Source organism: Streptomyces gossypii, from assembly GCF_025165795.1.
GTDB lineage: Bacteria > Actinomycetota > Actinomycetes > Streptomycetales > Streptomycetaceae > Streptomyces > Streptomyces gossypii.
In genome coordinates this window covers 40,889-67,185 of record NZ_JAJAGO010000020.1, presented here as the reverse complement: position 1 = coordinate 67,185, position 26,297 = coordinate 40,889, and the positions used below count along the sequence as shown (strand labels likewise).

Sequence of the window (26,297 nt, the reverse complement as noted above, 5' to 3'; positions counted from 1 at the left end):
GTGGGCTTCCCGGCTTCTGCCCAACGTGACGCGGCCGAAACCGTCCGGTAACCAGTGGATCTTCACTTCCGGGGCCCGAACCGCGCGACACACTCCCCGACCCGCTCACCCTCCCACTCACCGGTCAGCAGTGATCGGCAGTGCTCGACAACGGTCAATACCGATCTGATCGCCGGCCCCGTTCCACGTGCCGACAACTCCGCGGCAGGCGCGCCGCCCCATCCCGCGCCGACAACGAAACCGCACTGGACCCGCCCCCCACCTGGGCCGACACCAGTGGGGCCGGTCCGCCACCCGGTCCGTCGGAAGCCTCCCCGAGCCTCCCCGAACAGGCGGATGAGATCCGGATCACGTGATTCCGCCGTTCGTACGGCATTGACGCCCAGGAGACATGCGCGCAACATTCTCGTCATCCACACCGCTTCCGGCCGGGGGTGGGACGAACCATTCTGTAAACGTTTCCAGCAACACCGAGTCAGCGGAGGGGCAATTGTGGTGACGACAGGCGGGGCTCCCACCGTCGAGACGATCGCCGAGCGCGCCGGGGTCTCGATCGCCTCGGTCTCCCGTGTGCTCAACGGGCACGGCGGGCGGCCCGACACCGTCACCCGGGTCGAACGCGCTGCGGCCGAGCTGGGGTACGTACCCAACGCCGTGGCCCGCTCGCTGAAGGGCGGCCGGTCCATGCAGCTGACCTTCGCCATGCAGGACATCGGCAACCCGGTCTACGTGTCGATGGTCCGCGAAATACAGGCGATCACCAAGGCACACGGCTACCGGCTGCTGCTGCACTCCACGGACGCCGTGGTGGAGGACGAACTGGCGGTGCTGCGCAGCCTCGCGGACCGCACCAGCGACGGGCTGGTCATCTGCCCCCTGCGCATCACGCCCGAGCACCTGGAGGCGCTGCGTACGGCCGCCCAGCCCGTCGTCGTCATCGGTTCGCTCCCCGAGGACGCGCCGGTCGACAGCGTGCGGGCCGACTCCGTCACCGGTGCGGAGAAGGCGGTGCGGCACCTCGTGGAAACGGGCCGCCGCCGGATCGCCTTCGTCAACGGCCCGGCCGACACCGTGCCGGGGCACAACCGTCAGCGCGGCTACCGCAGGGCGCTCGCCGACTGCGGCCTCGGGCTCGATCCGAGCCTGGTGGCCACCACCGATTTCACCATCGAGGCGGGAGTGCGCGCCGTGCACGAACTGCTGGAGGCCGATCCCTCAGTGGACGCCGTCTTCTGCGCCAACGACCAGCTCGCGCTGGGCGCCGCACAGGCCCTGCACACCCGGGGGCGGCGGATTCCGGAGGACGTCGCGGTCGTGGGCATGGACGACACCTCGCTGGCCCGTGCCAGTTGGCCGCTGCTGACGAGTGTCGATCTCGGCTCCGCCGAGCGCGGGAGGATCGCGGCCGAGATGCTGCTGGCCCGGATCACCGAGCGGGACAGCTCGTCGAGGGCACCCGTCCGCTCCGAGACGGTCACGCCCCGGCTTGTCGTCCGCGCTTCGTCCGGCCCCGTGCGGCGCGGCGCCGAGGAGGAGACCCGATGAGCACCACTCTCCTCCGCTCCCGCAAGCGGCCCGGCCGGGGCACTCCGCCGCCCCGCACCGCCCGGGCGCGCAAGGCCGTCCTGGGTCTGGACCGCGACGCCTGGTTCCTGCTGCTCCCGGCGCTGCTGCCGATTTTGATCCTCAGCGTCGGCCCGCTGCTCTACGGGCTGTCGCTCGCCTTCACCGACTCCCAGGCGGGCCGTACCGAGCCCACCCAGTGGATCGGGCTCGACAACTTCCAAGATCTGCGCTTCGACTCGCTCTTCTGGGACTCCTTCCGGATCGGCATCGTCTGGGCGGTGAGCGTGACGGCGATCCAGTTCGTGCTCGCGCTCGGGCTGGCCCTGCTGCTCAACCAGAATCTCCGCTTCCGCTGGCTCGCCCGTACGCTCGCGCTCGTCCCATGGGCGATGCCCGAGGTCGTCATCGGCATCATGTGGCGGCTCGTCTACCACCAGGACGCCGGGATCCTCAACGCCACCCTGCGGGACCTGCATCTGATATCCGAGAACGTCAACTGGCTCTCCAGCCTCTCCATGGCGCTGCCCGCCGTGATCGTCGTCGGTGTCTGGGCTGGCATGCCGCAGACGACGGTGGTGCTGCTCGCCGGCCTGCAGAACGTGCCGCACGAGCTGCACGAGGCCGCCGCGCTGGACGGCGCGGGTCTCTGGCGCCGCTTCCGCACGGTGACCTGGCCGGCCCTGAAGCCCGTCGTACTCGCCATCACCGCGCTCAACTTCATCTGGAACTTCAACTCCTTCGGCCTGGTCTATGTGCTGACCCAGGGCGGGCCCGGCGGCGAGACCAGGCTGCCGTCGCTGTTCGCCTACGAAGAGGCCTTCCGGTACGGCCAGTTCGGCTACGCCGCCGCGATGGGCCTGGTGATGATCGCCGTCGTCGCCGTGCTCCTGACGATCTTCCTGCGCAACCGCCTCAAGGAGGACGACCAGTGACGTCGCAGCCCCTGAAGCCGCAGTCCGCGAAGCCGCAGCCGGCGGACACGAAGCGGCCCCGGTACCGGCGGTCGCCGAGGCACCGGCTCGGACGCGCGGGCCAGTACCTCGCCCTGATCTGCTACTTGGTCTTCCTGGCCTTCCCGCTGTTCTGGCTCATCTCCACGGCCTTCAAGGCGCCGCAGGAGCTCGGTTCCGTCGACCCCAGCTGGCTCCCCCAGCACCCCTCGCTGGACAACTTCCGGGACGCCTTCGACCAGCAGCCACTGCTCCGCTCGGCACTCAACAGCCTCATCGTGGCGGTCACCGCCGCGGCGATATCCGTGCTGATCGCGGTGCCCGCGGCGTACGCGATGGTCCGGTACCGCTCGCCGGTCAGCAAGGCGGCGACAGGCTGGATCCTGGTCAGCCAGATGTTCCCGTTCGTCCTGGTGATCATCCCGCTGTTCCTGGTGCTGAAGAACCTCGAACTGATCAACTCGCTCTTCGGGCTGATTCTCGTCTATGTCGTATGGAACCTCCCCTTCGCGCTGTGGATGCTCCAGGGCTATGTGCGGGCAGTGCCCCGCTCCCTGGAGGAGGCCGCCGCGATCGACGGCTGCAGCCGCTTCCGGACGCTGGTCAGCGTGGTCTTCCCACTGCTCACCCCGGGGCTGGTCGCCACCGTGATGTTCTCCTTCGTCACCGCGTGGAACGAGTTCTTCTTCGCCCTGGTCCTGCTCAAGTCCCCGGAGAAGCAGACGATGTCCGTGATCCTCACTCACTTCCTCGGCGCCGAGGGCGCCGCCGACCTGGGGCCGCTCGCCGCGGCCGCCGTCCTGGCGACCCTCCCCAGCCTGGTGTTCTTCGCACTGCTCCAGCGACGGCTGGTCAGCGGCATGGTGAGCGGGGCGGTGAAGGGCTGATGCGCCGCCGCAACTTCCTCGGCGCGGCCGTGGCCGCCGCGCCCGCCGCCACCCTCCTCAGCGGCTGTGCCGACGACTCCGACGACGGCACCCTCGATTTCCTCAGCCTGGCCTGGCAGCAGGAGTCCATCAAGGCCAACAAGGCTCTCGTGGCCGAGTGGAACTCACGGCACCCGCGCTCCCGGGTCCGCTATGTCCAGGGGTCCTGGGAGAGCGTCCACGACCAGCTGCTGACCTCCTTCGAGGGCGGCGAGGCGCCCGACATCATCCACGACGAGGCCAACGACCTCACCGACTTCGCGCACGGCGGCTACCTCGCCGACCTGAGCGGGCTGCTGCCCGGCAGCCTGAAGCGGCAGATCCCGAAGAGCACCTGGGACATGGTGACCCAGGCCGGGGGCGTCTACGGCGTGCCCTTCCTCCAGGACCCCCGGGTGCTGATCGCCAACCGCAAGCTGCTGGAGCGCTCCCGGGTGCGCATCCCGACCGCTGAGAAGCCGTGGAGCTGGGCCGAGTTCGAGGAGGCCGCCAAGGAGCTGACCCGCGGGCGCGACTACGGCGTCGCCTGGTCCATGAAGGAGCCGGTGAACCAGTCGGTCAACCTCGCCATGTCCACCGGCGGCTCGATATTCCAGCGCGAAGGCGGCAAGAACGTCATCCGCTTCGACGAGCCCGAATCCCGCATCGCCGAACTCATCCACCGCCAGGTCAACAAGGATCGTACGGCGGCGGCAGGCAGTCTCGGCATGGCCGGCGGCGACACCCTCCCCGGCTTCTTCAGCGGCCGGTACGCCATGGTGCCGCTCAACTTCTCCTACCGGCAGCAGGTCCAGCAGCAGGCACCGGACGGCTTCGAGTGGGTGACCCTGCCGCTGCCCGCCGCCACGGGCGGGGCGGAGGAGGGACGAGTCCAGGGCGTCAGCCCGCAGACCCTGTCCATCGCACAGGACACCTCACGCAAGAAGACCGCGATGGCCTTCATCGCCTTCCTCACCGCCCCGGACCGGATGGCCCGGCTCGCCAGAGCGGACTGGCTGGTGCCGACGGGCGAAGAGGCCCTGCGGGACCAGGCGCTGAACACCGACAAGCTCGGCTGGAGTACGGGCGTGCGGGTCTCCGAGGACTTGCGGGCCTCTCCCGTCCTCGGGGTACGCGGCTACCCCGAGTGGAAGGACAAGATCGCCACTCCCGCCTTCCAGGAGTACTACAGCGGCAGCATCGGCCTCAGATCCCTCCGCGACAAGCTCGTCGACGACGGCAACCGCATTCTCGCGCGGTACCAGCGCTGACGGACTCCGCGCGTCGGACGCCCGCGCCCGCTGAACCGCACGACGCACCACGCACGACGCACGACGCACAGAACGGCACGCACCATGAGCGCAGTCCACGCATCCACCTCCTCCGGGTCCGTACCGGTGCCCCGGCGCCGGCTCCGTCCGGTCCGGCCACCGGGCCCCGAAAACAGCGCGGGCCATGGCCGGGCGACGGCCGTCGTCCCGGAAGGCACAACCCCACTGCGCGGCCGGGGCCGTGGGGGGATGCTCGGGCTCGCCGTCGGCGACGCCCTGGGCGCCCCCGCCGAGAACATGAAGCCGTCCCAGATCCGCCAGCGGTGGGGCCGTATCGAGGGCTTCGTCGACGACGACCCGGCGGGCACGGACGACACCGAGTACGCGATCTTCTCCGGGCTGCTGCTCGCCGAGCACGGCTCGGCTCTCACCGTCTCCCATGTCGAGGAGGCCTGGCACCAGTGGATCGCCAACCTCGACGAGGGCCCCTTCCGCGGAGCCGGGTTCAGCGAGCGCGGCACCCTGGAGAATCTGCGCCGAGGACTCGCCGCCCCCATCTCCGCCCAGCACCGGCACGCCTGGAGCGACGGACTGGCCATGCGCGCCGCCCCGTTCGGCATCTACTGCGCGGGGCGGCCCGCCGAAGCGGCCCGCCTCGTCGAGGTGGACGGCACCGTCAGCCACGACGGCGAGGGCATCTACGGCGGACAGGCCGTCGCGGCCGGAGTCGCCGCCGCCATGGTCGGCAGCGGCACGGACACGGTGATCGCCGCCGCCCTCTCCGTCGTGCCGGAGGACTCCTGGACGGCGCGCTCGCTGCGCCGCGCCGTCTCCGCCGCCCAGCGCTCCCTGCTGGACCCGGACGGTACGAAGCTCACCACCGAACGCACCGTTCGCTCCGCGGTGATCATCGGCGGCTACCCCTGGATGGATCTCGCCCCCGAGGCCGTCGGCCTCGCCTTCGGCGCCTTCGCCGCAGCCCGGGGCGACTTCACCACCTCCGTGCTGACGGCGGTCAACATGGGGCGGGACGCCGACACGACGGCAGCCGTCGCGGGTGCGCTGGCAGGCGCGCTCGGCGGTGCGGCGGCCGTACCCGACGAATGGGCCGCGGCGATCGGGCCGGTGCGCGGCAGCTGTCTGCCCTCGATGGCGGGCTATCACGTCCTGGACATCGCCGACCTGCTCACCCCCTCGGCACCCGCGCCGGACACGGCGACGGCCTCACACGGACCGGCGGTCTCATGAAACCCCCTGACTCCCCCGCACCCGGCTCCCCGCCCGACAGCCGGCCCGGCGCGGCATCCGAAGCCCGGGGCGGCCAGCCGTACACCGGCCCGGCGCCACACCGGATCGAGGGGCTGCTCCTCGGTCTCGCCGCCGGAGACGCCGCCGGCTGGCCCGCCGCACGGCATCGCGCCTCCCGGATGCCGGAGTGGACCCGCCGGCTCACCCGCGAACTCGACACCTTCGCCGAGCAGAACGCCACCACCACCCTGCCCGTGCCCACCGCCCTCAACCAGCCGCCCGAGCCACTGCGTTTGGGCCCCTCCGACGACGCCGAGTGGGCGGCCTTCACCGCCGAGTCGGTCCTCACCGCCGCGGGCGCCCTGCTCAGCGACTTCGGCCGGGACCGGCGGACGCGGGCCGCGGTCGACCTCGCCTGGAACACCCTGGCCAGCGAGGTCGCCGCAGCAGCCCAGCGGGCTCCGGAGGTGGAGTCGGCGGTGCTGCCGCTGCGCGCCCGCATCTCCGTACGGGCGGGGCTGGGCAATCTCGCGGCGGGCCTGCGTCCGCCCGCCACCGGCCACGACAACCCGCACTTCTTCGACGACGCGGCCTGCGTACGGGCGACGGTGCTGGCCATCGTGCACCCGGGCGACCCGGACTCCGCCGCCGAACTCGCCGCGTACGACGCGCACTACACCCAGGACGGCGACGGCGTGCACGGCGCCCGTGCCATGGCCGCCGCCATCGCCACGGCGCTCGGCGGGGCCGACGTCGGGACCTGTGTGGCGGCGGCGCTCACCCAGCTTCCCCCGCACACCGAAATCCACCGCAACGCCCAGCAGGCGGTGAACCTCGCCCGGAAGGCCGTCGCCGACTGCCCGGGGCAGCCCGGCAACGCCTTCGCTCTCGTACCCGTGCTGGAGCACCAGATCGTCGACCACATCTACAGCTACGGCATCGCGGCGGCCGAGACCGTGCCCGTCGCGCTCGCCGTGGCCCTCGCGGGCGGCGGCCGGATCGCCGAGGCGGTTCCCGCGGCGGCCTGCCTCTCGCGGGTGGCCGACAGTGCCCCCGCTCTGGCGGGCGCGCTGACCGGCGCGATCGGTGGCGCCCTCGACCTCCCCGACAGTTGGCGCGCGGCCTGCCGTTCGCTGTCCGGCTGCGCGCTCCCCCGGCTGGCCGGGACGGATCTGGTGGAGCTCGCCGGAATGCTCGTCCGTTCGGAACTGACAACGCCAGAAGACACATCCGAGCACACTTCGGTGGAAGGACTGACCCGCACATGACGCTCACCCTGGAGGACCGTACGACCGGCTGCCTGGTCGGTGCCGCTGTCGGCGACGCGCTCGGCGGACCGGTCGAGGGCTGGACGCCGGAGCAGATCGCCGACCGCCACGGCGGCCGGGTGCAGGGCATCGTCGGCCCCTTCTACGAGGAGTGGCGGACGGCGCGGCCGATCGCCCCGTACCACAAGGGCGACGGGCACGTCACCGACGACACCTTGATGACCCACGCCCTCGTCCGGGTGTACGAGCGGGTCCGCGACCACCTCGACGCGTACTCCGTCGCCGATCATCTGGTGCCCGACCTGATCGGCACACCCCGCTGGATTCCCGAACTGGAGGCCGAAGCGCTGCCCCTGCAGCGGCTCTTCCTCGCCGAGAAGTGGATCGTGGCGCGACTGCACTACGGCCATGTCGACCCGCGCGAGGCGGGCGTGGGCAACATCGTCAACTGCGGTGCGGCGATGTACATGGCCCCGGTGGGGGCCGTCAACGCCGGTAATCCGGCAGCCGCCTACGCCGAGGCGCTGGACGTGGCCGGGGCCCACCAGTCCTCGTACGGGCGAGAGGCCGCGGGCGTCTTCGCGGCGGCCGTCGCGGCGGCCTGCGCACCGGATGCCACCCCCCGGTCGGTCGTCGACGAGATCCTGCCGCTGGCCAAGGACGGCACGCGGGACGCGATCGAGGCGGTGTGCGAGGCGGCGGCCGGATACTCGGACTTCGAGACGGCGCTCAAGCCGCTGCGCGCGGCGGTCGCCCCGTTCGACACGGTGGGCCCGGAGTACCGGCAGCCCTCGCTCGGCGCCCGGCGGCCCTCCCGGCTGCACGCGATCGAGGAGCTCCCGGTCGCCCTGGGCATGCTGCTGATCGGGGACGGCGACTACCGCCACACGGTCCTCGGTTCGGTCAACTACGGCCGCGACTGCGATTCCATCGCCACGATGAGCGGGGCGATCGTCGGCGCGCTGTACGGTGAGCGCGCCGTTCCGGCGGAATGGAGCGCGGAGGTGGCCCGCGCCAGCAGGCTCGACCTGCACGCCCCGGCGACGGCGCTGGCGGGGGTCGCCCGCGAGATCTTCGCCCACGACGTGCGGCGCCGCCGCGCACACGAGCGCGCCTTCGGCGCCCTCGCGGGCGCGTGACGGCCCGCACGGCGGGCACCTCGCCCGCGCTTCGCCTGACCTGGGTGCAGCCGGAGGACTTGGTCGGCCACGAGCTGCGCCAAGCGGATGAGGACGGCCGCGATGCCGCGGCGATTCAGCAGCGGTGGCTGGCCGCCGGCGGCGCTCTCGCGCCGGAGCGTGCCGGGGCGTCCCCCGGCCCGGCGGCGCCGGAGCTGCGTGCTCTTGCCACCACGCTGCTGGACGAGCTGGCACTGCTGCCCTCTCCGCTGGCCGCGCGCGAGCCGACCGACCTCACGTCCATCGAGGCGGCCTGGCCCGCACGGCCCCGCCCGACTGCTGCCGCGAGCACGTCGGACGCCTGGAGCCTGGGCGGCGCAGTGCAGTTGCGGGTGCGGCTGGAGGCCGCATGGCTGGGCCGGGCCGCCGGGTGTGTGCTCGGCAAGCCCGTCGAGAAACTGCCGCTCGCCGGGATCAGGGAGATCGCCCGTGCCACCGGCAACTGGCCGCTGGACAGCTGGTTCACCGAGGTGGGGCTGCCCGCCGAGATCGCCGGTCGGTGGCCCTGGAACCGCCGCAGCGGCCCCACCTCGCTGGCCGAGAACATCGACGGCGCACCCGAGGACGACGATCTCAACTACCCGCTGCTCGGCCTGCTGCTGCTCCAGCGCCACGGCCATGATTTCCACACCGCCGACGTCGCGAAGCTGTGGCTGGACGAACTTCCGGCAGGCCGTACGTTCACGGCTGAGCGCGTCACGTACCGCAACCTTCTCGACGGGCTGGAGCCACCGCTTACCGCGAGCCGCCACAACCCCTTCCGGGAGTGGATCGGTGCGCAGATCCGCGCCGACGTCTTCGGCTGGACCCACCCCGGCGACCCGGCTGGCGCCGCCCGGCAAGCCTGGCGGGACGCCACGTTGAGCCACACCGGCAACGGCGTGTACGGCGCGATGTTCGTTGCCGCCGTCGTCGCTGAGGCCACGGGCGGGACGGCGGACGTGCACGCCTGCCTGCGTGCGGGCCTCGACGTCGTCCCGGAGCACTCGCGGTTCGCGCGAGCCGTCCGCTTCGGCATGGCGGCGGCACGCGCGGAACCCACCGGCAGCGCCGCAGGTTTCGCCGACGTCGTCGACACCCTGCACGAGGCCTACGGCCGGCACCACTGGGTGCATGTCCTGCCGAACGCCGCGCTGCTGACCGCCGCGCTCACCCACGCCGACGGCGACTTCACGGGTTCCATCTGCCGAGCCGTCTCCGGCGGCTGGGACACCGACTCCAACGGAGCGACCGCCGGTTCGATCGCGGGCCTGCTGGCGGGTTCGGCCTGCGCCCTGCCGGCCCGCTGGACGGAGCCGCTCAGGAACCGGCTCGCCACGGCCGTCGGCGGATTCGACGGCATCGGCTTCGACGCGCTCGCGGAGCGGACGGCCACGCTGGCCGTGCGGCCCCCGGCCGTGCAGCCGCCTTCCCCCGGCCCCCATCAGCCCCGTACGGACGGACAGGAGAACTCCGCACCATGACCCCTCCCCCAGGCTCCCCCGCCCTCGCCGTGCTGGGCAGCACCAACATGGACCTGGTCGCCTACGTCCCGACCGCACCGCGACGCGGCGAGACCGTCACCGGCAGCGCGTTCCGTACGGTGCCCGGCGGCAAGGGAGCCAACCAGGCCGTCGCCGCGGCCCGTGCGGGCGGCGCGGTCTCGATGATCGGCGCCGTCGGAGCGGACGACCTCGGCGCGCGGCTCCGCGTCGCCCTGACCGAGGCGGGCGTGCACACGGACGGTCTGCGTACGGCGCCCGGCGCCAGCGGCATCGCGCACATCGTCGTCGACGACGAAGGCGGCAACTCGATCATCGTCGTCCCGGGAGCCAACGGCACCGTCACCGGCCTCGCCGACGGCGACGAGGACCGCATCGCGGCGGCCGGGGCACTCCTCCTCCAACTGGAGATCCCGCTCGCGGGCGTGCTCGCAGGGGCGCGGGCGGCCCGGCGGCACGGCGTGCGGGTCATCTTGACCCCCGCCCCCGCCCAGCCACTGCCGCCCGAGCTCCTCAGCCTGACCGACCTGCTGGTCCCCAACGAGCATGAGGCCGCCGCACTCACCGGCAGAGACGACCCGCACGAGGCGGCGGCGGAGCTGCTCACACTCGTCCCCGAGGTGGTCGTCACGCTGGGCGCGGCGGGCAGCCTGTACGCCGTGCGCGGTGCGCCGCCCGTCGTGGTCCCCGCTCGGCAGGTGCGGGCTTCGGACACCACCGCCGCCGGGGACACCTTCGTCGGTGCGCTCGCCGTGGCCTCGGGCGAGGGCTGTGCCATGCCCGAGGCGATGGCCTGGGCCTCGGCGGCCTCCGCGCTCTCCGTCCAGCGCGAGGGTGCCTCCGCGTCGATGCCGTACCGCGCCGAGATCGACGCCTTGGCGCGGTCCGGGCCTCTGACAGGGTCCGGGCCTTTGACAGGGTCCGGGCACGGAAGCCGCCGGAAAAAGCTGAACCCAGGAAGCTGATCCAGGAAAGCCGGATGCTCTGATGAACGACTCTCACGACGCAGCCCCCGTCTCCGCCACTCCCGCCAACTCGCCAACTCCGACTCGCCCGACCGGCACGCCCGGCTCGCTCGACGGCCTGCGGGTGCTCGACCTCGCGACCCTCTTCGCCGGTCCCCTCGCCGCCACCATGCTCGGTGACTTCGGCGCCGACGTGATCAAGGTCGAGCACCCGCGCAAGCCCGACCCGTCCCGTGGCCACGGCCCCGCGAAAGACGGCGTCGGCCTGTGGTGGAAGCTGCTGGGGCGGAACAAGCGCACGCTGACCCTCGACCTGTCCACGCCGGGCGGTCGCGACGTGCTGCTGCGGCTGGTCGCGGAGTCCGATGTCGTCATCGAGAACTTCCGTCCCGGCACTCTGGAGAAGTGGGATCTGGGCTGGGACCACCTCTCGGCCGCGAACCCCGGGCTGGTGCTGGCGCGGGTCACCGGATTCGGGCAGTTCGGTCCGTATGCCCGCCGCCCCGGATTCGGCACGCTGGCCGAGGCGATGAGCGGTTTCGCCGCCGCCACCGGCGAGCCGGACGGGCCGCCGACGCTGCCGCCCTTCGGACTCGCCGACTCGATCGCGGCGCTCTCCACCGCGTTCGCCGTGATGACCGCGCTGCACGGGCGGGAGGCGACCGGCCGGGGTCAGATCATCGACATGGCGATCATCGAGCCGATGCTTGCCGTGCTGGGCCCACAGTCGCTCTGGTACGACCAGCTCGGCTATGTGCAGCCCCGTACCGGCAACCGGTCCACCAACAACGCGCCGCGCAACACCTACCGCACCGCCGACGGCAAGTGGCTGGCCGTCTCCACCTCCGCCCAGTCCATAGCGGAGCGGGTGCTGCGTCTGGTCGGGCGGCCGGAGTTCATCGAGGAGCCGTGGTTCGCGACCGGGGCCGGGCGCGCCCAGCACGCCGACGAGCTGGACGAGGCGGTCGGCGGCTGGATCGCGGCACACGAACGCGACGAGGTGGTGGCCGCGTTCGAGAAGGCGGAGGCAGCGGTCGCCCCCGTCAACGACATCCGCGATGTGCTGGCGGACGAGCAGTACCGGGCGCTCGGCACCATCACCGAGGTCGAGGACGACGAGCTGGGCACACTGCGGATGCAGAACGTCCTCTTCCGTCTTTCCGAGACCCCCGGGGCCATCAAATGGGCGGGCCGTCGGCACGGTGCGGACTCGGAGGCGATTCTCACCGAACTCGGCCTCAGCCGAGGGGAGATCGACGGTCTCCGGGAAGGCGGTGCGTCGTGAACGCCGCCGGGCCCCTGCCGCTGACCTGGCTGTACGTGCCCGGGGACCGCCCTGAGGTGGTCACCAAGGCGCTCGGTTCCGGGGCCGACATCGTCGTCGTCGACCTCGAGGACGCCGTAGCCCCCGAACGCAAGGCGTACGCTCGGAGCGCGACGGCCGAGCTGCTCGCGGAGTCCGCACCGGGCCCGGTCCCCGTGCATGTGCGCATCAACTCCCTGGAGACCCCTCTCGCGGCGGCCGACGCCCAGGCCCTCGCGGGCCTGCCCGGACTGGCCGGGCTGCGACTGCCCAAGGTCGATACGGCGGAGGCGGTCGTACGGGTGGCCCGGTGGGCGGCGGAGGCCCCGGGCGCGTCCTCCCGTACGGACGGCGTTCCGCCCCTCTACGCCCTGCTGGAGTCCGCCCTCGGTATCGAGAACGCCTTCACCATCGCCACCGCTCACCCCGCCGTGCGTGGCATCGCGCTGGGCGAGGCCGATCTGCGGGCCGTGCTGGGGGTGACCGGCGAGGCCGGGCTGGCGTGGCCTCGCAGCCGGGCCGTCGTCGCGGCCCGCGCGGCGGGTCTGGCACCGCCCGCCCAGTCCGTCTACCCGGATGTGCGCGACGCCGAAGGACTGGCCCGCTCCTGCGCACACGGCCGGGCGCTGGGCTTCCTCGGCAGGACCGCCATCCATCCCCGCCAGCTCCCCGTCATCGTGCGGGCATACCTCCCCACGGATCAGGAGGTCGAGGCCGCCGAGGAGGTCATACGTGCGGGGTCCGGCGGCGCCGGAGCCACCGCGCTGCCGGACGGCCGCTTCGTCGACGCGGCGGTCGTCGCGGGCGCCCAGCGCACGCTGGCGCTGGCGCTGGCCCGCGGCCGCTAGGGGCTGTCCCGTAGGCGTGTTTCTCGGATCGCCGCGGATCAGCCCGCGGCGTCTGGTGCCGGGGTCTCCCCGCCGCAGGCAGCGGACGGATCGCAAGGCGGAGGGTCGTCCTCATACTGGGCGTATGCGGCGGGCCCGACAACGCAGCGAGGCGCGGCACGCCGCGCGAGCGGCTCGTGTCACCGCGGCGGTCGCGGGCCCGCGACAATCCGAGAGACACGCCCCAGCGCCGCATCAGGCAAGGGTTGCCATGGCGACGGTTGCGCCAGGAGTTGTTGGTCGGGGTGCAGGCCGTCTCGACGTTTCGCCCCGCCCGGGTGCCGCACTCCGCCGTAGCGGTGGTAGGTCGCCCGGCGCCGCCGGCGAGGCTCACACTCGGGATGCTTGTGCTTGCCTCCGCGTTCGGCCCACTGCCGGCCTGGGTGCGGCATCAGGTTGAGGGGGCCGAACTCGTCGACGCACGAGATGACGTCGAGTTCGCCTTCCTCGGGGATGACCTCGCCGTCGGCGCTAGAGGTGCTCGAAGCGGGCCTTCTTGGCCGCGTATTCCGGGCCGCGGGAGGTGTCAGCGCCGGGGACTGCCCGCCAGTAGAGTCGGCCCGAGGAGAGCGCGGATCTGGGGGACGTATGACGGCTGCGGATGCACCGCCCATCATCTTCGTACACGGGACGCGGTTCAGCGCGGGACAATGGAGCCCACAGCTCGCCGTGCTCCAAAAGGACTTCCGGGTAGCCGCCGTTGACCTGCCAGGCCACGGCGCCCGCTCTGCGCAACCCTGGAGTCTGAACGCGGCGACGGAGATCATCGCTTCTGCGGTGGACTCGCTCGACCGCGGGCCTGCTCTGGTCGTCGGGCACTCGCTTGGCGGATACGCCTCGCTGGAGTTCGCGCGGCGTTGCCCGGAGCGGCTGCGGGGGTTGGTCCTCGCGGGGGCCAGCGCCTCAACTTGTGGTCCGTGGGCAACGCCGTATCGGTGGGTCGCCGGGCTTGTCCCTCGTATACCGGCGGACCGGTTGACCCGCTGGAATGACAGGCTGCTGCGTCGGCTCTACCCTCCCGAGGTGGTGGACGCCACCATCCGCTCCGGCTACGCCTTCCACACTCTGCCGGCCGCCTGGGGCGACGTGCTGGGCCGCTTTGATGCGGATGCGATGCGTCATGTGGCGGCTCCCGTGCTCATCCTGAACGGTGAGAAGGACACCGTATTCCGGTCCGGCGAGATGGACTTCGTCCACGCGCATCCGCACGCCCGCGTCGAATTGATCCCGCGGGCGAGACATCTCGCGAACTTCGACGATCCAGATGCCTTCACCGATGCCGTCCGCCGCTTCGCCCTGCAACTACCTGCTCGCAGCTGAGCGCACCAGAGCGCCTCACTACCGGTCAAACCCCGCCCGACGCGGCACCAGTCTCTGTCCGGCGAACCTCCGAGGACCCGCCCGCAGGGGGCACATCCCAGGCCGCCAGGGACCGGAGGCTGGTGCTGGGCCTCCCCGCCGCAGGCCGGGGCGGCTCGCAAGGCGGAGGACCGCTGCCGTGCTGGGCGTGCTCGGGTGCCTCCGAGAACGCAGCGCGCGTGCGCCCGGCGCACCGGTGGCTCGTGTCGCCGTGGCGTCGCGGGCCCTGGAAAGCCACCGGACAGGCCCTCGCGACACTCCTGACGCCCACCTCCGTGCGGCGGGTGGGCGTCAGGGCGAGCAGGTGGGGTGGTGGAGCGGGCCCGGTCAGGCCTTCTTTGGGGAATCCTGTCGGGCCCCGCCGGAGGCGGCCGATGCCTCGGCGCTGTCGCTGGCCTTGTCGGTGCCAGTGTCAGCGTCGGCGGATGCTCCGGCAGCGTCGGTGGCGGGAGCCTCGGTGGCGGGAGCCTCGGTGGCGGGAGCCTCGGTGGCCGTGGCTCCCTTCTTCTTCCTACCCGTACCGGAGGCAGGCGCACTCTCGCGGCCGGAGGTGTCACCTGCGTCGGCGGCGGTGTCCTTCTTCGCGCCGGAGGTGTCCGCCTCCCCGGCGAAGAAGGCGGAGGTGCCGGGAGAAGCGGCGAGTCCTGAGCCCGTTGCCTCGTCGTCCTCGGCCTCGTCCCCACCCTTGGTCTTCTTACCAGACTTGGTCTTGGTACCGCCCGTGGTCTTGGTACCGCCCGTGGCCGGGGCCGCATCGCCCTTTCCGTCGGAGGCGCCGGAGTCCGTGCCGGTGGACCCGTCAGCCCTGGGTTCGACGACCTCCTCGCGCCCCGGCCGCCGCTTGTGGGAGATCACGATGTACGCCACCGCGGCGGCGAAGACCACGATCGACGTCCAGTTGTTGAGCCGCAGCCCCCACGCCTCGTGCGCGTCGTCGATGCGGAGGTACTCGATCCAGAAGCGCCCTACGGTGTAGATCGCCACATACAGCGCGAACACCCGCCCGTGGCCCAGTTTGAACCGGCGGTCCGCCCAGATGATCAGCAGCGCCGCCCCGATGCACCAGAGCGACTCGTAGAGGAAGGTCGGGTGGTAGGTGGCCAGGTCCGGGGAGTCGACGGGACGGTTCTCGGGGTCGATCTTGACCGCCCACGGCAGGTCCGTCGCCCGCCCGTACAGCTCCTGGTTGAACCAGTTTCCCCAGCGGCCGATCGCCTGCGCGGCGGCCAGGCCCGGCGCCAGGGCGTCCGCCCAGGCCGGGAGCGGGATGCCCCGGCGGCGGCAGCCGATCCAGGCGCCGACGGCACCGAACGCGACGGCGCCCCAGATGCCGAGGCCGCCGTCCCACACGCGGAAGGCGTCGACCCAGTTCTGTCCGTCACCGAAGTACAGCTGGTAGTCGGTGATGACGTGGTACAGGCGGCCGCCGATCAGTCCGAACGGCACCGCCCAGACGGAGACGTCGGCGACGGTGCCAGGCTGGCCGCCACGGGCGACCCAGCGCCTGTTGCCGAGCCAGACGGCGAAGAAGACGCCGATGATGATGCAGAGCGCGTAGCCGCGCAGCGGCACCGGACCGAGATCGATCTCGCCGGCTGAGGGGCTGGGAATGAAGGCAAGGGTGTCCATAGCCCACCCGACGCTACCGTGCCCGGCCCCCGCTGCGGGACACCGCACGGCACAACGGCTGCATAACGAGACCGCGCGTCGTGATCCAGCCAGCCGTCAGGCCCGCTCTGCGACCATCTTCCGCAGTTTCTCCGGTGTCAGCTGATTGTCCGGATCCGCGTAGATGTCCTTGCCGTCGAGGAGGACGGTCGGGGTCGAGTCGTGGCCGGAATCCTGGAAGGCGTTGTTGGACCGCTCCACCCACTTTGCGTGCTCGTTCCCCCGCACGCACGTACGGAAGGCCTTGTTGTCCAGGCCCTTGACCTTCCCGGCCAGCTCGATCAGCCGCTTCGGGTCGGCGAAGGCGTCGTCCTGCTCCGAGGGCTGATTAGTGAACAGCGCATCGTGGTACGGCCCGAACTCGCCCTGGTCACGCGCGCATGCGGCGGCGTTCGCCGCGTTCGTGGATCCCTTGCCGCCCATGTTTCCGTCGATGATCGTGACGATGTGGTACTCGGTCTTGAGCTGCCCGGCTTCCTCCAGTGCATGGATCGTGTCCCGGAAGGTCTCCTCGAAGTGCCCGCAGGCCGGGCAGCGGAAGTCCTCGTAGATCGTGAGCGTGGCGGGGGCCTTGCCCTTGCCCTGTGTGATCGGCGCAGCTGGGGGCGTGTCGCCGCCTCCGCCGCCACTTCCGTCCCCCTGGTTGGCGACCAGAACTCCGGCCACACCCGCGATCGCCAGCACGGCGATCATGGCGCCCGCCACCTTCAGCACCCTGTTGCGTTTGTCCGCCACCTCTTCGCGTCGACGCTGCTCCCGCAGCCGCTCGCGGGCGGTGCGCTTTCCCTCATGGTTCTTCTCGCTCATCACACCTTGCGCAAACGAACCGGGGACGCACTTGCGTGCGCCCCCGGCCCTGCTTTCCCCCGAAAGGAGGATTCTGCTTTCGGCCCACTCCGGACCCGGTCCGGGCACGGTCCGGGCACGGTCCGGGCACGGTCCGGGCACGGTCCGGGCACGGTCCGGGCACGAGGAGCCCTCTTGCTCAGCCGTCGCGCCGTACGCCCCGCGCCAGCTCGCCCGCCAGCGCCCGTACCTCCGCGAGGCCCGTCTCGAGGTCGTCCGGCGCCGCCAGCAGCCGCTTGACGAAGGCGGACCCGACGATCACCCCGTCGGCGAAAGCCGCCACCTCCGCCGCCTGCTCCGCGGTGGAGACACCGAGGCCGACACAGACGGGCAGCTCGGTTGTCGCTCGCGTGCGCTCCACCAGCTTCCGCGCCTCCTGCCCGACGGACTCCCGTGTGCCGGTGACACCCATCAGGGAAGCCGCGTAGACGAATCCGCTGCCCGCTTCGGTGATCTTCGCCAGCCGTGCGTCGCGGCTGGACGGGGCGACGACGAAGACCGTGCCGAGCCCGTGCTCCTCGGCTGCCTTCTGCCAGGCTCCGGCCTCCTCGACCGGCAGGTCGGGCAGGATGCAGCCCGCGCCGCCCGCCGCCGCCAGTTCGGCGGCGAAGCGCTCGACGCCGTAGCGGTCGACGGGGTTCCAGTACGTCATGCACAGCACCGGCGCACCCGAGGCCGCGTGCGCCTCGCGCACCGTACGGATGACGTCAGCGATCCGCAGACCGCCGCGCAGGGCGATGTCGTCGGCGGTCTGGATGACCGGGCCGTCCAGCACCGGGTCACTGTGCGGGAGGCCGACCTCGACGATGTCGCAGCCGCCCTCGAACAGGGCGGCGCAGGCCCGGATCCCGCCGTCGACCGTCGGGAACCCGGCGGGGAGGTAGCCGATCAGCGCGGCCCGGTTCTCGTCCTTGGCCCTGGCCAGCGTGGAGTTCAGCAGTTCGACGTTCCCGTGGACGTTCGCGGTCACTTGTCCGTCCCCTCGTCTTCGTCATAGAGCCCGAAGTAGCGGGCCGCCGTGTCCATGTCCTTGTCACCGCGACCGGAGAGATTGACCAGAATCAGCCCCTCCGAGCCCAGCTCCCGGCCCAGATCCAGGGCCCCTGCCAACGCGTGTGCGCTCTCGATCGCCGGGATGATGCCTTCTGTGCGGGACAGCAGGCGCAAGGCCCGCATGGCCTCGTCGTCCGTGACGGGCCGGTACTCGGCGCGACCGGAGTCCTTGAGATAGGAGTGCTCCGGCCCGATGCCGGGATAGTCCAGCCCTGCCGAGATCGAGTACGGCTCGGTGATCTGCCCCTCGTCGTCCTGGAGCACGTAGGAGCGCGAACCGTGCAGGATGCCGGGCTCGCCCGCCGTCAGCGTGGCGGCGTGCTCGCCGGAGGCGACCCCGTGGCCGGCGGCCTCGAAGCCGAGCAGGCGCACGCCCTCGTCCGGGAGGAAGGCGTGGAACAGGCCGATGGCGTTGGAGCCGCCGCCGACGCAGGCCGCGACCGCGTCCGGCAGCCGCCCCACCCGTTCCAGGAGCTGCCTCCGTGCCTCCACGCCGATGACCCGGTGGAAGTCACGGACCATGGCCGGGAAGGGATGCGGACCGGCGACCGTGCCGAAGAGGTAGTGCGTACGGTCGACGTTGGCGACCCAGTCGCGGAACGCCTCGTTGATGGCGTCCTTGAGGGTGCGGCTGCCGGAGGCGACGGGGATGACCTCGGCTCCCAGCATCCGCATCCGGGCGACGTTGAGTGCCTGCCGCTCGGTGTCGATCTCGCCCATGTAGATGGTGCATTCGAGACCGAACAGCGCGCAGGCGGTGGCGGTGGCGACACCGTGCTGCCCGGCGCCGGTCTCGGCGATGATGCGGGTCTTCCCCATCCGGCGGGTGAGCAGTGCCTGGCCCAGCACGTTGTTGATCTTGTGTGAGCCGGTGTGGTTGAGGTCCTCCCGCTTGAGGAAGATCCGCGCGCCGCCCGCCTGCTCCGCGAACCGCGGCACCTCGGTCAGGGCGCTGGGGCGACCGGTGTAGTTGACCAGCAGGTCTTCCATCTCGGTGGCGAAGGCCGGATCGGATTTCGCCTTGGCGTACTCGACCGCGACCTCGTCCACGGCGGCGACGAGCGCCTCCGGGATGAACTTGCCGCCGAAGATCCCGAAGTAGCCCTCGGCCGTGGGGATCTGGCTCTCGGGGTCGGGAATGAAGAAGTCGGACATCCGACACACTCCTCGGAAAGATGGTTGATGGGGATAACGTGTTCGGGCTCGCCGGGGCCGCTGACACTCACGGCGTGGACGTCGGCAGGCACGGGCGGCGCGGTGCGCCGTTCCGTCGCGCGTGGCGTGTGCCGCGTGACGCGCTGCGCCGCCACAGGCAGCACGTGCGGTGCCACGGCCCTGCTCGCTGTGAGTGCAAGCGCGGCCAGAGTGCGGCCTCCTCGCGGGGAGGCGCGCGCTGAGGCCCAGCCGGCGGGCAGCCGACCGATGGGTTCCGGCGCCACCACGGCGGAGGAGTTCTCCGCCGCAACGGCGAGCAACCAGGCCGGACTGGGGACGGCGGCAGCAGAGCCCCCACCACCACGCTCAACGCAGCGTCAGCGCCGCAACGCGGCGGAAAGCACCGCCGCGAGACGGCGGAGCGCCAGCGACAAAGCGGGCGGACGGGAAGAAACCGTCAGGCTGCGGACCGCGCCGGGGCCCGCCATCGGCACCCGTTGATCTGCCCCGGCTCACAGCCGATGTGATACCTGACACGGCGCCCGTGCACCCGACGCGCGGGCGCGCGGCATCCGCGGGGGCGACAGCCCCGCCGGAGCGCCGCGTACGGGCCGGGGACCGCTGCCACGGCCGCCGCACGCGGGACACCGGGCCCGCCCCGCGCCGTACGACGCGCCTCGCGCGTCCCACGGCACACGTGTCGCCCGCTCATCGGAACGTCAGCCCCGCCCGTGCCGCAGCGCCGGATGCGCACCGGCGGCGACGAGGTCGGCGACGGCGGCACGCGGGTCCTTGCCGGTGACCAGGGACTCGCCGACCAGCACGGCATCCGCGCCGTCATTGGCGTAGGCGATCAGATCGTGCGGGCCCCGCACGCCGGATTCCGCGATCTTGACGATGTGGTCCGGGATCTCCGGCGCGACCCGCTCGAAGTTGCCCCGGTCGACCTCAAGAGTCTTCAGATTGCGCGCGTTCACCCCAATGATCTTCGCTCCGGCGTCCACGGCGCGCTCGACCTCTGCCTCGTCGTGCACCTCCACCAGCGGGGTCAGGCCGATCGATTCAGCACGCTCGATGAGGGACACCAGCGCTTCCTGCTCCAGCGCACTGACGATGAGCAGCGCCAGGTCAGCGCCGTATGCCCGCGCCTCCCACAGCTGGTAGGCGGTGACGATGAAGTCCTTGCGGAGGACGGGGATGTCCACCTTGGCGCGGACGGCCTCCAGATCAGCGAGCGAGCCGCCGAAGCGGCGCCCCTCCGTGAGGACGGAGATGACGGCGGCGCCGCCCGCCTCGTAGTCGGCCGCGAGGGCGGCCGGATCGGCGATGGCGGCGAGCGCGCCCTTGGAGGGGCTGGAGCGCTTGACCTCGCAGACGACCTTGACGCTTTCGGCCTTCAGGGCCGCGACTGCGTCCTTCGCCTGCGGAGCGGCCGCGGCGCGCTGCTTGAGGTCGTCGAGGCTGACGCGCGCCTGCCGCTCGGCGAGGTCTTCGCGGACGCCTTCGATGATCTCGTCGAGCACACTCACGCGAGCGGCTCCCTTCGTGGCGGGGAATTGTGTGGTCAAGTACCTCGATGGTATCCGGAGGGGAGCGGAGCACCCGCATCCGGATACGTCAACGACCACAATCCGGACAGGTCGCCGGAAGTGATCATGACGCCAGGGCCGCTCCGAAAGGCAGGTTCCGGACAACAGTGAAACCGAGGACCAGTACCCCGATCGGCCACCAGTACGACGGTCGCAGCGTCAGACCGTTCATGGGCCGGTGCCGGAGCGCCCGCAGCACCCACACGATCCAGTAGACGGCGAAGGCCACGAAGGCGGCGACCGCCAAAACGTTCACGCTCAGGGCGGTGCCCAGGTCGCCGTGTGCGACGGCGTGGGCGGTACGCAGGCCGCCGCAGCCCGGACAGTCCAGGCCGGTGAGATAGAGGAACGGGCAGGTCGGGTAGTGGCCCGGCTCATTGGGATCGAGGGTGCCGACAACCGCGAAGGCGGCTCCGACGGCCGCCAGCGCGCCGACGGGGGCAGCGAGGCGGGCGAGCACGGAACGGGCGGGCGGCGGGCCGCCCGCGGGCATGGTGTCCTTCGCGTCCGTCACGCTCTCAGCCTCCCCGCTGCACGCTCCGGCCGCACGGCTCAGGGCCCATCCGCGTCACCCGGCATCCACCGTGTCACCGGCTGAGGGCGGACCCGTGAGGGCCCGCCACCGGTTTCCGCCGCCTCAGGCCTGGGCCTGCGCCGCCTGAGCCTGCCCCTGTGCCTGGGTCTGGCTCTCCGCCTGGGCCTGGCCGTGCGTCTGCGCCCTCGGCACTCCCATGCCCGCGGCCCGCATGGCCAGACCGATCAGGCCGCTGAGCACGATCACGACGCCACCCGCCAGGACTCCGAGCGGCTCGGCCATGACCGTGAACATCCCGGCGACTGTGAAGCCGATGACGGCGATGATGACGCCCGTCCACGCGGCCAGCGAATGTCCGTGGTTGTTGCCCGCCATTGAGTGCTCCTCGTTGATCAACTTCGTGGGCGTACAGGGCCCGTCCCGCCATTCTCCACCGACGCCGGTCCACTCCGGACTCAGGGGTGCTCCAGGAGATCAGGCTCACACCGGGCCCGGGTCTGGCGAGATCAGGCCAGGAGCAGTCGGGCCGGGAGCGGTCGGGCCAGGATCAGGTCAGGTCAGGTCAGGTCAGGTCCGGTCGGTCATGCGGTGCCCCGGGTGGGGTCCTCACCCCGGTCGAGGGCCTTCCACAGGTCCTCGGAGCGCTCCGGGTCCACCTTTGCCGGGGCCCTGCGCGCCTTGCGGGGGCTCCGTTCGTACCGGCCGGTGCCTGCCATCGACGGCCAGTCGCGTCCGTACCGCAGCGCCAGCACTCCCGCGAGCAGCAGCAGCGCGCCGCCCGCCGCGGAGAGGTACGGCCAGAGGGTGACGTCGACCGAGCCGATGTCGGTGCCCGCGAGGGCGCTCGCCTTGGCCGCCTTCTCCTCCAGCGCGCCGGTGTCGCTCGCGCCGAGCAGTGCGGCGACGAGCGTCCCCGCGCCACTGAGGGTCAGCAGTCCGGCGACGGCCAGCCGCGCCGCGCGGCGCACGGCGAAGACCGCGACCAGGGTGGCGAGCGCCACCAGAGCGAGTGCGCTGGGCAGCCCGCCGACGTCACCGCCCTCGGCGCTCACCGGCAGCGTGCCCTGCGCGAAGGAGGCGGTGCTCTCGCTCCACACCTGCCCGGCGGCCACCAGCACCACCGCGGCGCCCAGTGCACCGAAGAGCAGTGCGAGCGCGAGCGCCCGCCGGGGGGCCCGTGAAGTACGGGCGGGAGGTAGGGAAGTCACCCCACCACGCTACCGCCGAGCCGTTCGGCGGTGCGGACCGCCCTCAGTACGGCCGCCGCCTTGTTCCGGCACTCGGTGTCCTCGGCGACCGGGTCGGAGTCGGCGACGATTCCGGCCCCCGCCTGCACGTAGGCGGTGCCGTCGCGGAGCAGCGCGGTCCGGATCGCGATCGCGGTGTCGGAGTCGCCCGCGAAGTCGAGATAGCCGACACAGCCGCCGTAGATGCCGCGCCGGGTCGGTTCGCGTTCCTCGATGATCTGGAGGGCGCGGGGCTTGGGCGCGCCGGAGAGGGTGCCTGCGGGGAAGCAGGCGGTGAGCGCGTCGAAGGCGGTGCGTCCGGGCGCGAGCCGGCCGGTGACCGTCGAGACGATGTGCATGACATGGCTGTAGCGCTCGACGGACATGAAGTCGAGGACCTCGACGCTGCCCGGTTCGCAGACCCGCCCGAGATCATTGCGGCCCAGGTCGACGAGCATCAGATGCTCGGCGCGTTCCTTGGTGTCGGCGAGCAGTTCGTCGGCGAGCGCGGTGTCCTCCTGCGGGGTGGCCCCGCGGGGCCGGGTGCCCGCGATGGGGTGCAGCAGGGCCCGCCTGTCCTCGACCTTGATCAGCGCTTCGGGGCTGGAGCCGACGACGTCGAAGCCGCCGTCGTCGTCCTCGAAGCGGAAGAGGTACATGTACGGGCTGGGGTTGGTGGCGCGCAGCGCACGGTAGACGTCCAGGGCGTCGGCGGCGCACGGGGTCTCGAACCGCTGCGAGGGCACCACCTGGAAAGCCTCGCCCGCCCGGATGCGCTCCTTGATGTCCTCCACGGTGGCCCGGAAGGTCTCACCCCCCGAACGTGCGGTGAAGGGGGGCAGTTCGGAGGGCGGCAGCGGGACGGCGCTCGCGGGTGCGGGACGGTGCAGGTCGGCGGCCATCGCGTCGAGCCGGTCGACGGCGTTCTGGTACGCCTTGTCGACGCCGGTCTCCAGGTCGTTGTGGTTGATGGCGTTGGCGATGAGCAGCACCGTGCCGTTGCGGTGGTCGAGTACGGCCAGGTCCGAGGCGAGCAGCATGGTCAGCTCGGGGACCCGCAGATCGTCCAGGGTGCTGTCGCCGATCTTCTCCAGCCTGCGCACCACGTCGTACCCGAGATAGCCGACCATGCCCCCGGTGAACGGCGGCAGTTCGGTCGCCTCGTGCAGATCGCGCGGCGTGTGCAGGGCTTCGACTGTCTCCCGCAGCGCCCGCAGCGGATCACCGCTGGTCGGCACGCCGACGGGTGGGGTGCCCAGCCAGTGTGCCTCCCCGTGGCGGACGGTGAGCGCGGCGGAGCTGCGTACTCCGATGAAGGAGTACCGCGCCCAAGTGCGTCCGTTTTCCGCGGACTCCAGCAGGAAGGTCCCCGCGCGCCCGGCGGCGAGTCTGCGGTACAGAGCGATCGGGGTGTCGCCGTCGGCCAGCAGGCGCCGGGTGACCGGGATGACGCGGCGGTTCCTCGCCAGCGTGCGGAAGGTGTCGAGGTCCGGTGTCGTCATGATCGAGGACTCTATTACCGATTACCCGTTGTCACTACCGGATCACTGAACGCCGAGCGCACCGGACACCGGCAGCCGGCCGGAGTCGAAGCAGGTGCGGTCGCCGGTGTGGCAGGCGGCGCCGACCTGGTCGACCTGGACGAGCACGGTGTCGCCGTCACAGTCGAGGGAGACCGACTTCACGTACTGGAAGTGGCCGGAGGTGTCGCCCTTGACCCAGTATTCCTGGCGGCTGCGGGACCAGTAGGTGCACCGGCCGGTGGCGAGGGTGCGGTGCAGCGCCTCGTCGTCCATCCAGCCGAGCATCAGCACCTCGCCCGTGTCGAACTGCTGGGCGATGGCGGCGAGCAGGCCGTCGGGGTTCCGCTTGAGACGGGCGGCCACGGCGGGATCGAGGGGGGAAGCGGCGCTGGACATGGGGACATTCTGCCGCCGCTGCGGGCCGAGGCGAAATCCGTAGCGCGCCGTCGCTGCTCGGGCACCGGAGCAGCCACGGAACAGCCACATGCCCGGACACTTCGGTACGACGTGCGTAACAGGCCTGTCGCACAAGCGGAATTCCGGTACCCCGCGCTCCCCCGATGTCAGTGCGATGGTGCATTCTTTCGCTCATGAGCTTTCCTCCGCCGCCGCAAGACCCGCACGGTTCCGGCGCCGCCGGCTCAGGCGGCGGCTTCGGCCCGCCGCAGGGATTCGGCCCGCCCGAGCAGCCCGGTCCGCCGCAGGGTTACGGGCAGCCGGGCCAGCCCGGAGGTTACGGTCAGCCGCCCGGCGGCCCAGGTGGCTCCGGTGGCGGCTTCGGCCAGCCACCCGGTGGCCCCGGCCAGCCTCCGTACGGCGGAATGCCGCAGCAGCCCCCCGGCGGCGGGAACAACGGCGCCAAGGTCGCGGCGATCGTCGTCGGCGCGGTGCTGGTCCTGGGCCTCGCCGTCGGCGGAGTGATCCTGATGGGCGGCGACGACGGGGAGGACAAGGCCTCGGACTCCAAGTCGTCCGACACCTCCAGCGCCTCGGCGGATCCGACGGAGGGCGAGACCGAGGACACCGAGATACCGGACCCGTCCGGGACGGAGCGGGAGCAGGAGTCCGAAACCCCGACCGACGAGCCGACCCCCGAGGTCAGCTCCAGCGACCTGGTGCCGTTCGTCGTGCTGGATCCGGGGCAGTGCTTCGACCACCCCTCCCTCAGCAGCGACGTCTCGGTCGTCACGAAGCGTTCCTGCGACGGGCCGCACAACGGCGAGGTCATCGCGAACGACAAGCTGACCGGCAACTTCAGCACCGACAAGGATCTCCAGGCCAAGGTGCTGGAGCTGTGCAAGGCGGACGCGTCGGAGCGGTTGAAGTCCATCCCGCAGGACGGCCGCAACTACTACTTCTACGCGATCTACCCCTCGCTGGACACGTACAAGGACCGCGGGCAGGACACCATCTCCTGCTCGCTCACCCTCAGCAACTCACTCGATGGCACCAAGCTGACCAAGCCGCTTCCGAGCTGACCGGGCAGGCGCGTCGTACGCTGGCAGCATGTCGACCCATGCCAAGCGTGAACGCCTGCTCCTCGCGGATCTACTGGAGGGGGCGGGGCCCGAGGCCCCGACCCTGTGCGAGGGATGGAAGACCAGGGATCTCGCCGTCCATGTCGTGGTGCGCGAGCGGCGCGGCGACGCGGCGGCGGGCACCGTGATCAAGCCGCTGGCGGCGCGGCTCGAGCGGGTGCGGGCGGAGTTCGTCGCGAAGCCGTACGAGGAGCTGATCCAGCTCCTCCGCACCGGACCGCCCCGGCTGTCGCCCTTCGCACTCAAACAGGTGGACGAGGCGGCGAACACCGTGGAGTTCTTCGTGCACGCGGAGGACGTCCGCCGCGCCCAGCCCGACTGGACTCCGCGCGAGCTGGACCCGGTCTTCTCGGACGCTCTCTGGCAGCGGCTGGAGAGCACCGCCCGGGTCCTGGGCCGCCGGTCCCCCGTCGGCCTGGTGCTGCGCCGCCCCAACGGCCAGACGGTGGTCGCCCGCAAGGGCACCCCGGTCGTCACCGCCGTCGGTGAGCCCGCCGAACTGCTCCTCCTCGCCACCGGCCGCCAGGACGCGGCGCGGCTGGAACTGGACGGAGACAAGGAGGCGGTGGCCCGGGTGCACGAGGCCAAGCTCGGCCTCTAGGGTCTGCCGTCTGGTGCGTGCCGGATCGGTGAGCGGGGTCTGGTGCGTGGTGTCGCAGGGCGGAGGAGGGAGTCAGCGCGGAGCGTTGGCGACCGACGACAACGCGGGGAGTACGGGGTCTCCTCAGGCCCGCGGGGCCGAGGGGATTCGTGCCGGGGCACGCGAACCCGCACGATTTAGGC

The 26,297-nt window shown here is 71.8% G+C and carries 25 protein-coding genes and 1 pseudogene; 14 read left to right on the top strand and 12 right to left on the bottom strand.

Annotated features, from left to right (window positions below; translation table 11 throughout):
* Positions 1–495: 495 nt before the first annotated feature.
* From LHJ74_RS31565 to LHJ74_RS31515, 11 genes are all read left to right on the top strand, one after another.
* The gene (locus LHJ74_RS31565; RefSeq protein ID WP_260221714.1) at positions 496–1,545 is read left to right on the top strand and encodes a LacI family DNA-binding transcriptional regulator; all 1,050 of its coding nucleotides are present in this window, start codon (positions 496–498) and stop codon (positions 1,543–1,545) included.
* On the top strand, positions 1,542–2,498 hold the full coding sequence (locus tag LHJ74_RS31560; protein ID WP_260221713.1) for a carbohydrate ABC transporter permease: 957 nt from the start codon (positions 1,542–1,544) through the stop codon (positions 2,496–2,498). The genes LHJ74_RS31565 and LHJ74_RS31560 overlap by 4 nt, the downstream gene beginning before the upstream one ends.
* Positions 2,499–2,611: 113 nt before the next feature.
* Positions 2,612–3,403, top strand: coding sequence for a carbohydrate ABC transporter permease (locus LHJ74_RS31555; RefSeq protein WP_260221768.1), 792 nt, complete (start codon positions 2,612–2,614; stop codon positions 3,401–3,403).
* Entirely contained in the window at positions 3,403–4,692 is a 1,290-nt protein-coding gene (locus tag LHJ74_RS31550; RefSeq protein ID WP_260221712.1) for an ABC transporter substrate-binding protein, read from the top strand. Before LHJ74_RS31555 ends, LHJ74_RS31550 begins: the two co-directional genes overlap by 1 nt.
* A gap of 249 nt (positions 4,693–4,941) precedes the next feature.
* A complete protein-coding gene (locus tag LHJ74_RS31545; protein ID WP_260221711.1) occupies positions 4,942–5,940 on the top strand; it encodes an ADP-ribosylglycohydrolase family protein in 999 nt (332 codons plus the stop codon).
* Positions 5,937–7,208: an ADP-ribosylglycohydrolase family protein gene (locus LHJ74_RS31540; RefSeq protein ID WP_260221710.1), complete on the top strand. Its 1,272-nt coding sequence runs from the start codon at positions 5,937–5,939 to the stop codon at positions 7,206–7,208. The genes LHJ74_RS31545 and LHJ74_RS31540 overlap by 4 nt, the downstream gene beginning before the upstream one ends.
* Complete coding sequence (locus LHJ74_RS31535; protein ID WP_260221709.1) at positions 7,205–8,347, top strand: ADP-ribosylglycohydrolase family protein; 1,143 nt, start codon at positions 7,205–7,207, stop codon at positions 8,345–8,347. Before LHJ74_RS31540 ends, LHJ74_RS31535 begins: the two co-directional genes overlap by 4 nt.
* Positions 8,344–9,849: an ADP-ribosylglycohydrolase family protein gene (locus tag LHJ74_RS31530; protein ID WP_260221708.1), complete on the top strand. Its 1,506-nt coding sequence runs from the start codon at positions 8,344–8,346 to the stop codon at positions 9,847–9,849. The genes LHJ74_RS31535 and LHJ74_RS31530 overlap by 4 nt, the downstream gene beginning before the upstream one ends.
* Positions 9,846–10,832, top strand: a complete 987-nt coding sequence (locus LHJ74_RS31525; RefSeq protein WP_260221707.1) for a ribokinase — start codon at positions 9,846–9,848, stop codon at positions 10,830–10,832. Before LHJ74_RS31530 ends, LHJ74_RS31525 begins: the two co-directional genes overlap by 4 nt.
* Positions 10,833–10,854: 22 nt before the next feature.
* Positions 10,855–12,117, top strand: coding sequence for a CaiB/BaiF CoA transferase family protein (locus tag LHJ74_RS31520; RefSeq protein ID WP_260221706.1), 1,263 nt, complete (start codon positions 10,855–10,857; stop codon positions 12,115–12,117).
* Positions 12,015–12,983 (top strand): HpcH/HpaI aldolase/citrate lyase family protein, encoded by a 969-nt coding sequence (locus tag LHJ74_RS31515; protein WP_375546878.1) that lies wholly within the window; start codon positions 12,015–12,017, stop codon positions 12,981–12,983. The genes LHJ74_RS31520 and LHJ74_RS31515 overlap by 103 nt, the downstream gene beginning before the upstream one ends.
* Positions 12,984–13,300: 317 nt before the next feature.
* Here the strand turns inward: LHJ74_RS31515 and LHJ74_RS34290 are convergent.
* Positions 13,301–13,547, bottom strand: a pseudogene (locus tag LHJ74_RS34290) (IS630 family transposase); the annotation flags it as partial.
* A 63-nt stretch (positions 13,548–13,610) separates the two neighbouring features.
* Here LHJ74_RS34290 and LHJ74_RS31510 point away from each other — a divergent pair.
* Positions 13,611–14,342: an alpha/beta fold hydrolase gene (locus LHJ74_RS31510; protein WP_260221704.1), complete on the top strand. Its 732-nt coding sequence runs from the start codon at positions 13,611–13,613 to the stop codon at positions 14,340–14,342.
* Between the two features lie 366 nt (positions 14,343–14,708).
* Here LHJ74_RS31510 and lgt read toward each other — a convergent pair whose 3' ends face one another.
* The 11 genes from lgt to hisI form a co-directional block, all read right to left on the bottom strand.
* Positions 14,709–16,010, bottom strand: coding sequence for a prolipoprotein diacylglyceryl transferase (lgt, locus tag LHJ74_RS31505; RefSeq protein WP_260221703.1), 1,302 nt, complete (start codon positions 16,008–16,010; stop codon positions 14,709–14,711).
* Positions 16,011–16,106: 96 nt separating this feature from the next.
* The gene (locus LHJ74_RS31500; protein WP_260221702.1) at positions 16,107–16,856 is read right to left on the bottom strand and encodes a DsbA family protein; all 750 of its coding nucleotides are present in this window, start codon (positions 16,854–16,856) and stop codon (positions 16,107–16,109) included.
* Positions 16,857–17,034: 178 nt separating this feature from the next.
* Positions 17,035–17,865 (bottom strand): tryptophan synthase subunit alpha, encoded by an 831-nt coding sequence (gene trpA, locus LHJ74_RS31495; RefSeq protein ID WP_260221701.1) that lies wholly within the window; start codon positions 17,863–17,865, stop codon positions 17,035–17,037.
* Complete coding sequence (trpB, locus tag LHJ74_RS31490; protein WP_260221700.1) at positions 17,862–19,103, bottom strand: tryptophan synthase subunit beta; 1,242 nt, start codon at positions 19,101–19,103, stop codon at positions 17,862–17,864. Before trpB ends, trpA begins: the two co-directional genes overlap by 4 nt.
* A 457-nt stretch (positions 19,104–19,560) precedes the next feature.
* Positions 19,561–19,815 carry a tryptophan biosynthesis modulator TrpM gene (trpM, locus tag LHJ74_RS34540; RefSeq protein WP_375546877.1) on the bottom strand — a complete coding sequence of 85 codons (255 nt, stop codon included), beginning with the start codon at positions 19,813–19,815 and terminating at the stop codon, positions 19,561–19,563.
* A 7-nt stretch (positions 19,816–19,822) separates the two neighbouring features.
* Positions 19,823–20,632: an indole-3-glycerol phosphate synthase TrpC gene (gene trpC, locus LHJ74_RS31485; protein ID WP_260221699.1), complete on the bottom strand. Its 810-nt coding sequence runs from the start codon at positions 20,630–20,632 to the stop codon at positions 19,823–19,825.
* 124 nt (positions 20,633–20,756) lie between these two features.
* Complete coding sequence (locus LHJ74_RS31480; protein ID WP_375546876.1) at positions 20,757–21,206, bottom strand: DUF2752 domain-containing protein; 450 nt, start codon at positions 21,204–21,206, stop codon at positions 20,757–20,759.
* 123 nt (positions 21,207–21,329) lie between these two features.
* On the bottom strand, positions 21,330–21,602 hold the full coding sequence (locus LHJ74_RS31475) for an HGxxPAAW family protein (RefSeq protein WP_260221698.1): 273 nt from the start codon (positions 21,600–21,602) through the stop codon (positions 21,330–21,332).
* A 206-nt stretch (positions 21,603–21,808) separates the two neighbouring features.
* A complete protein-coding gene (locus LHJ74_RS31470) occupies positions 21,809–22,435 on the bottom strand; it encodes a TIGR02234 family membrane protein (RefSeq protein WP_260221697.1) in 627 nt (208 codons plus the stop codon).
* The gene (locus LHJ74_RS31465) at positions 22,432–23,955 is read right to left on the bottom strand and encodes an anthranilate synthase component I (protein WP_260221696.1); all 1,524 of its coding nucleotides are present in this window, start codon (positions 23,953–23,955) and stop codon (positions 22,432–22,434) included. Before LHJ74_RS31465 ends, LHJ74_RS31470 begins: the two co-directional genes overlap by 4 nt.
* A 42-nt stretch (positions 23,956–23,997) precedes the next feature.
* Positions 23,998–24,372 carry a phosphoribosyl-AMP cyclohydrolase gene (gene hisI / locus LHJ74_RS31460; RefSeq protein ID WP_260221695.1) on the bottom strand — a complete coding sequence of 125 codons (375 nt, stop codon included), beginning with the start codon at positions 24,370–24,372 and terminating at the stop codon, positions 23,998–24,000.
* 194 nt (positions 24,373–24,566) lie between these two features.
* Here hisI and LHJ74_RS31455 point away from each other — a divergent pair, with 194 nt between their 5' ends.
* Entirely contained in the window at positions 24,567–25,454 is an 888-nt protein-coding gene (locus LHJ74_RS31455) for a hypothetical protein (RefSeq protein ID WP_260221694.1), read from the top strand.
* A gap of 28 nt (positions 25,455–25,482) precedes the next feature.
* Complete coding sequence (locus tag LHJ74_RS31450) at positions 25,483–26,115, top strand: TIGR03085 family metal-binding protein (RefSeq protein ID WP_260221693.1); 633 nt, start codon at positions 25,483–25,485, stop codon at positions 26,113–26,115.
* Positions 26,116–26,297: the final 182 nt, after the last annotated feature.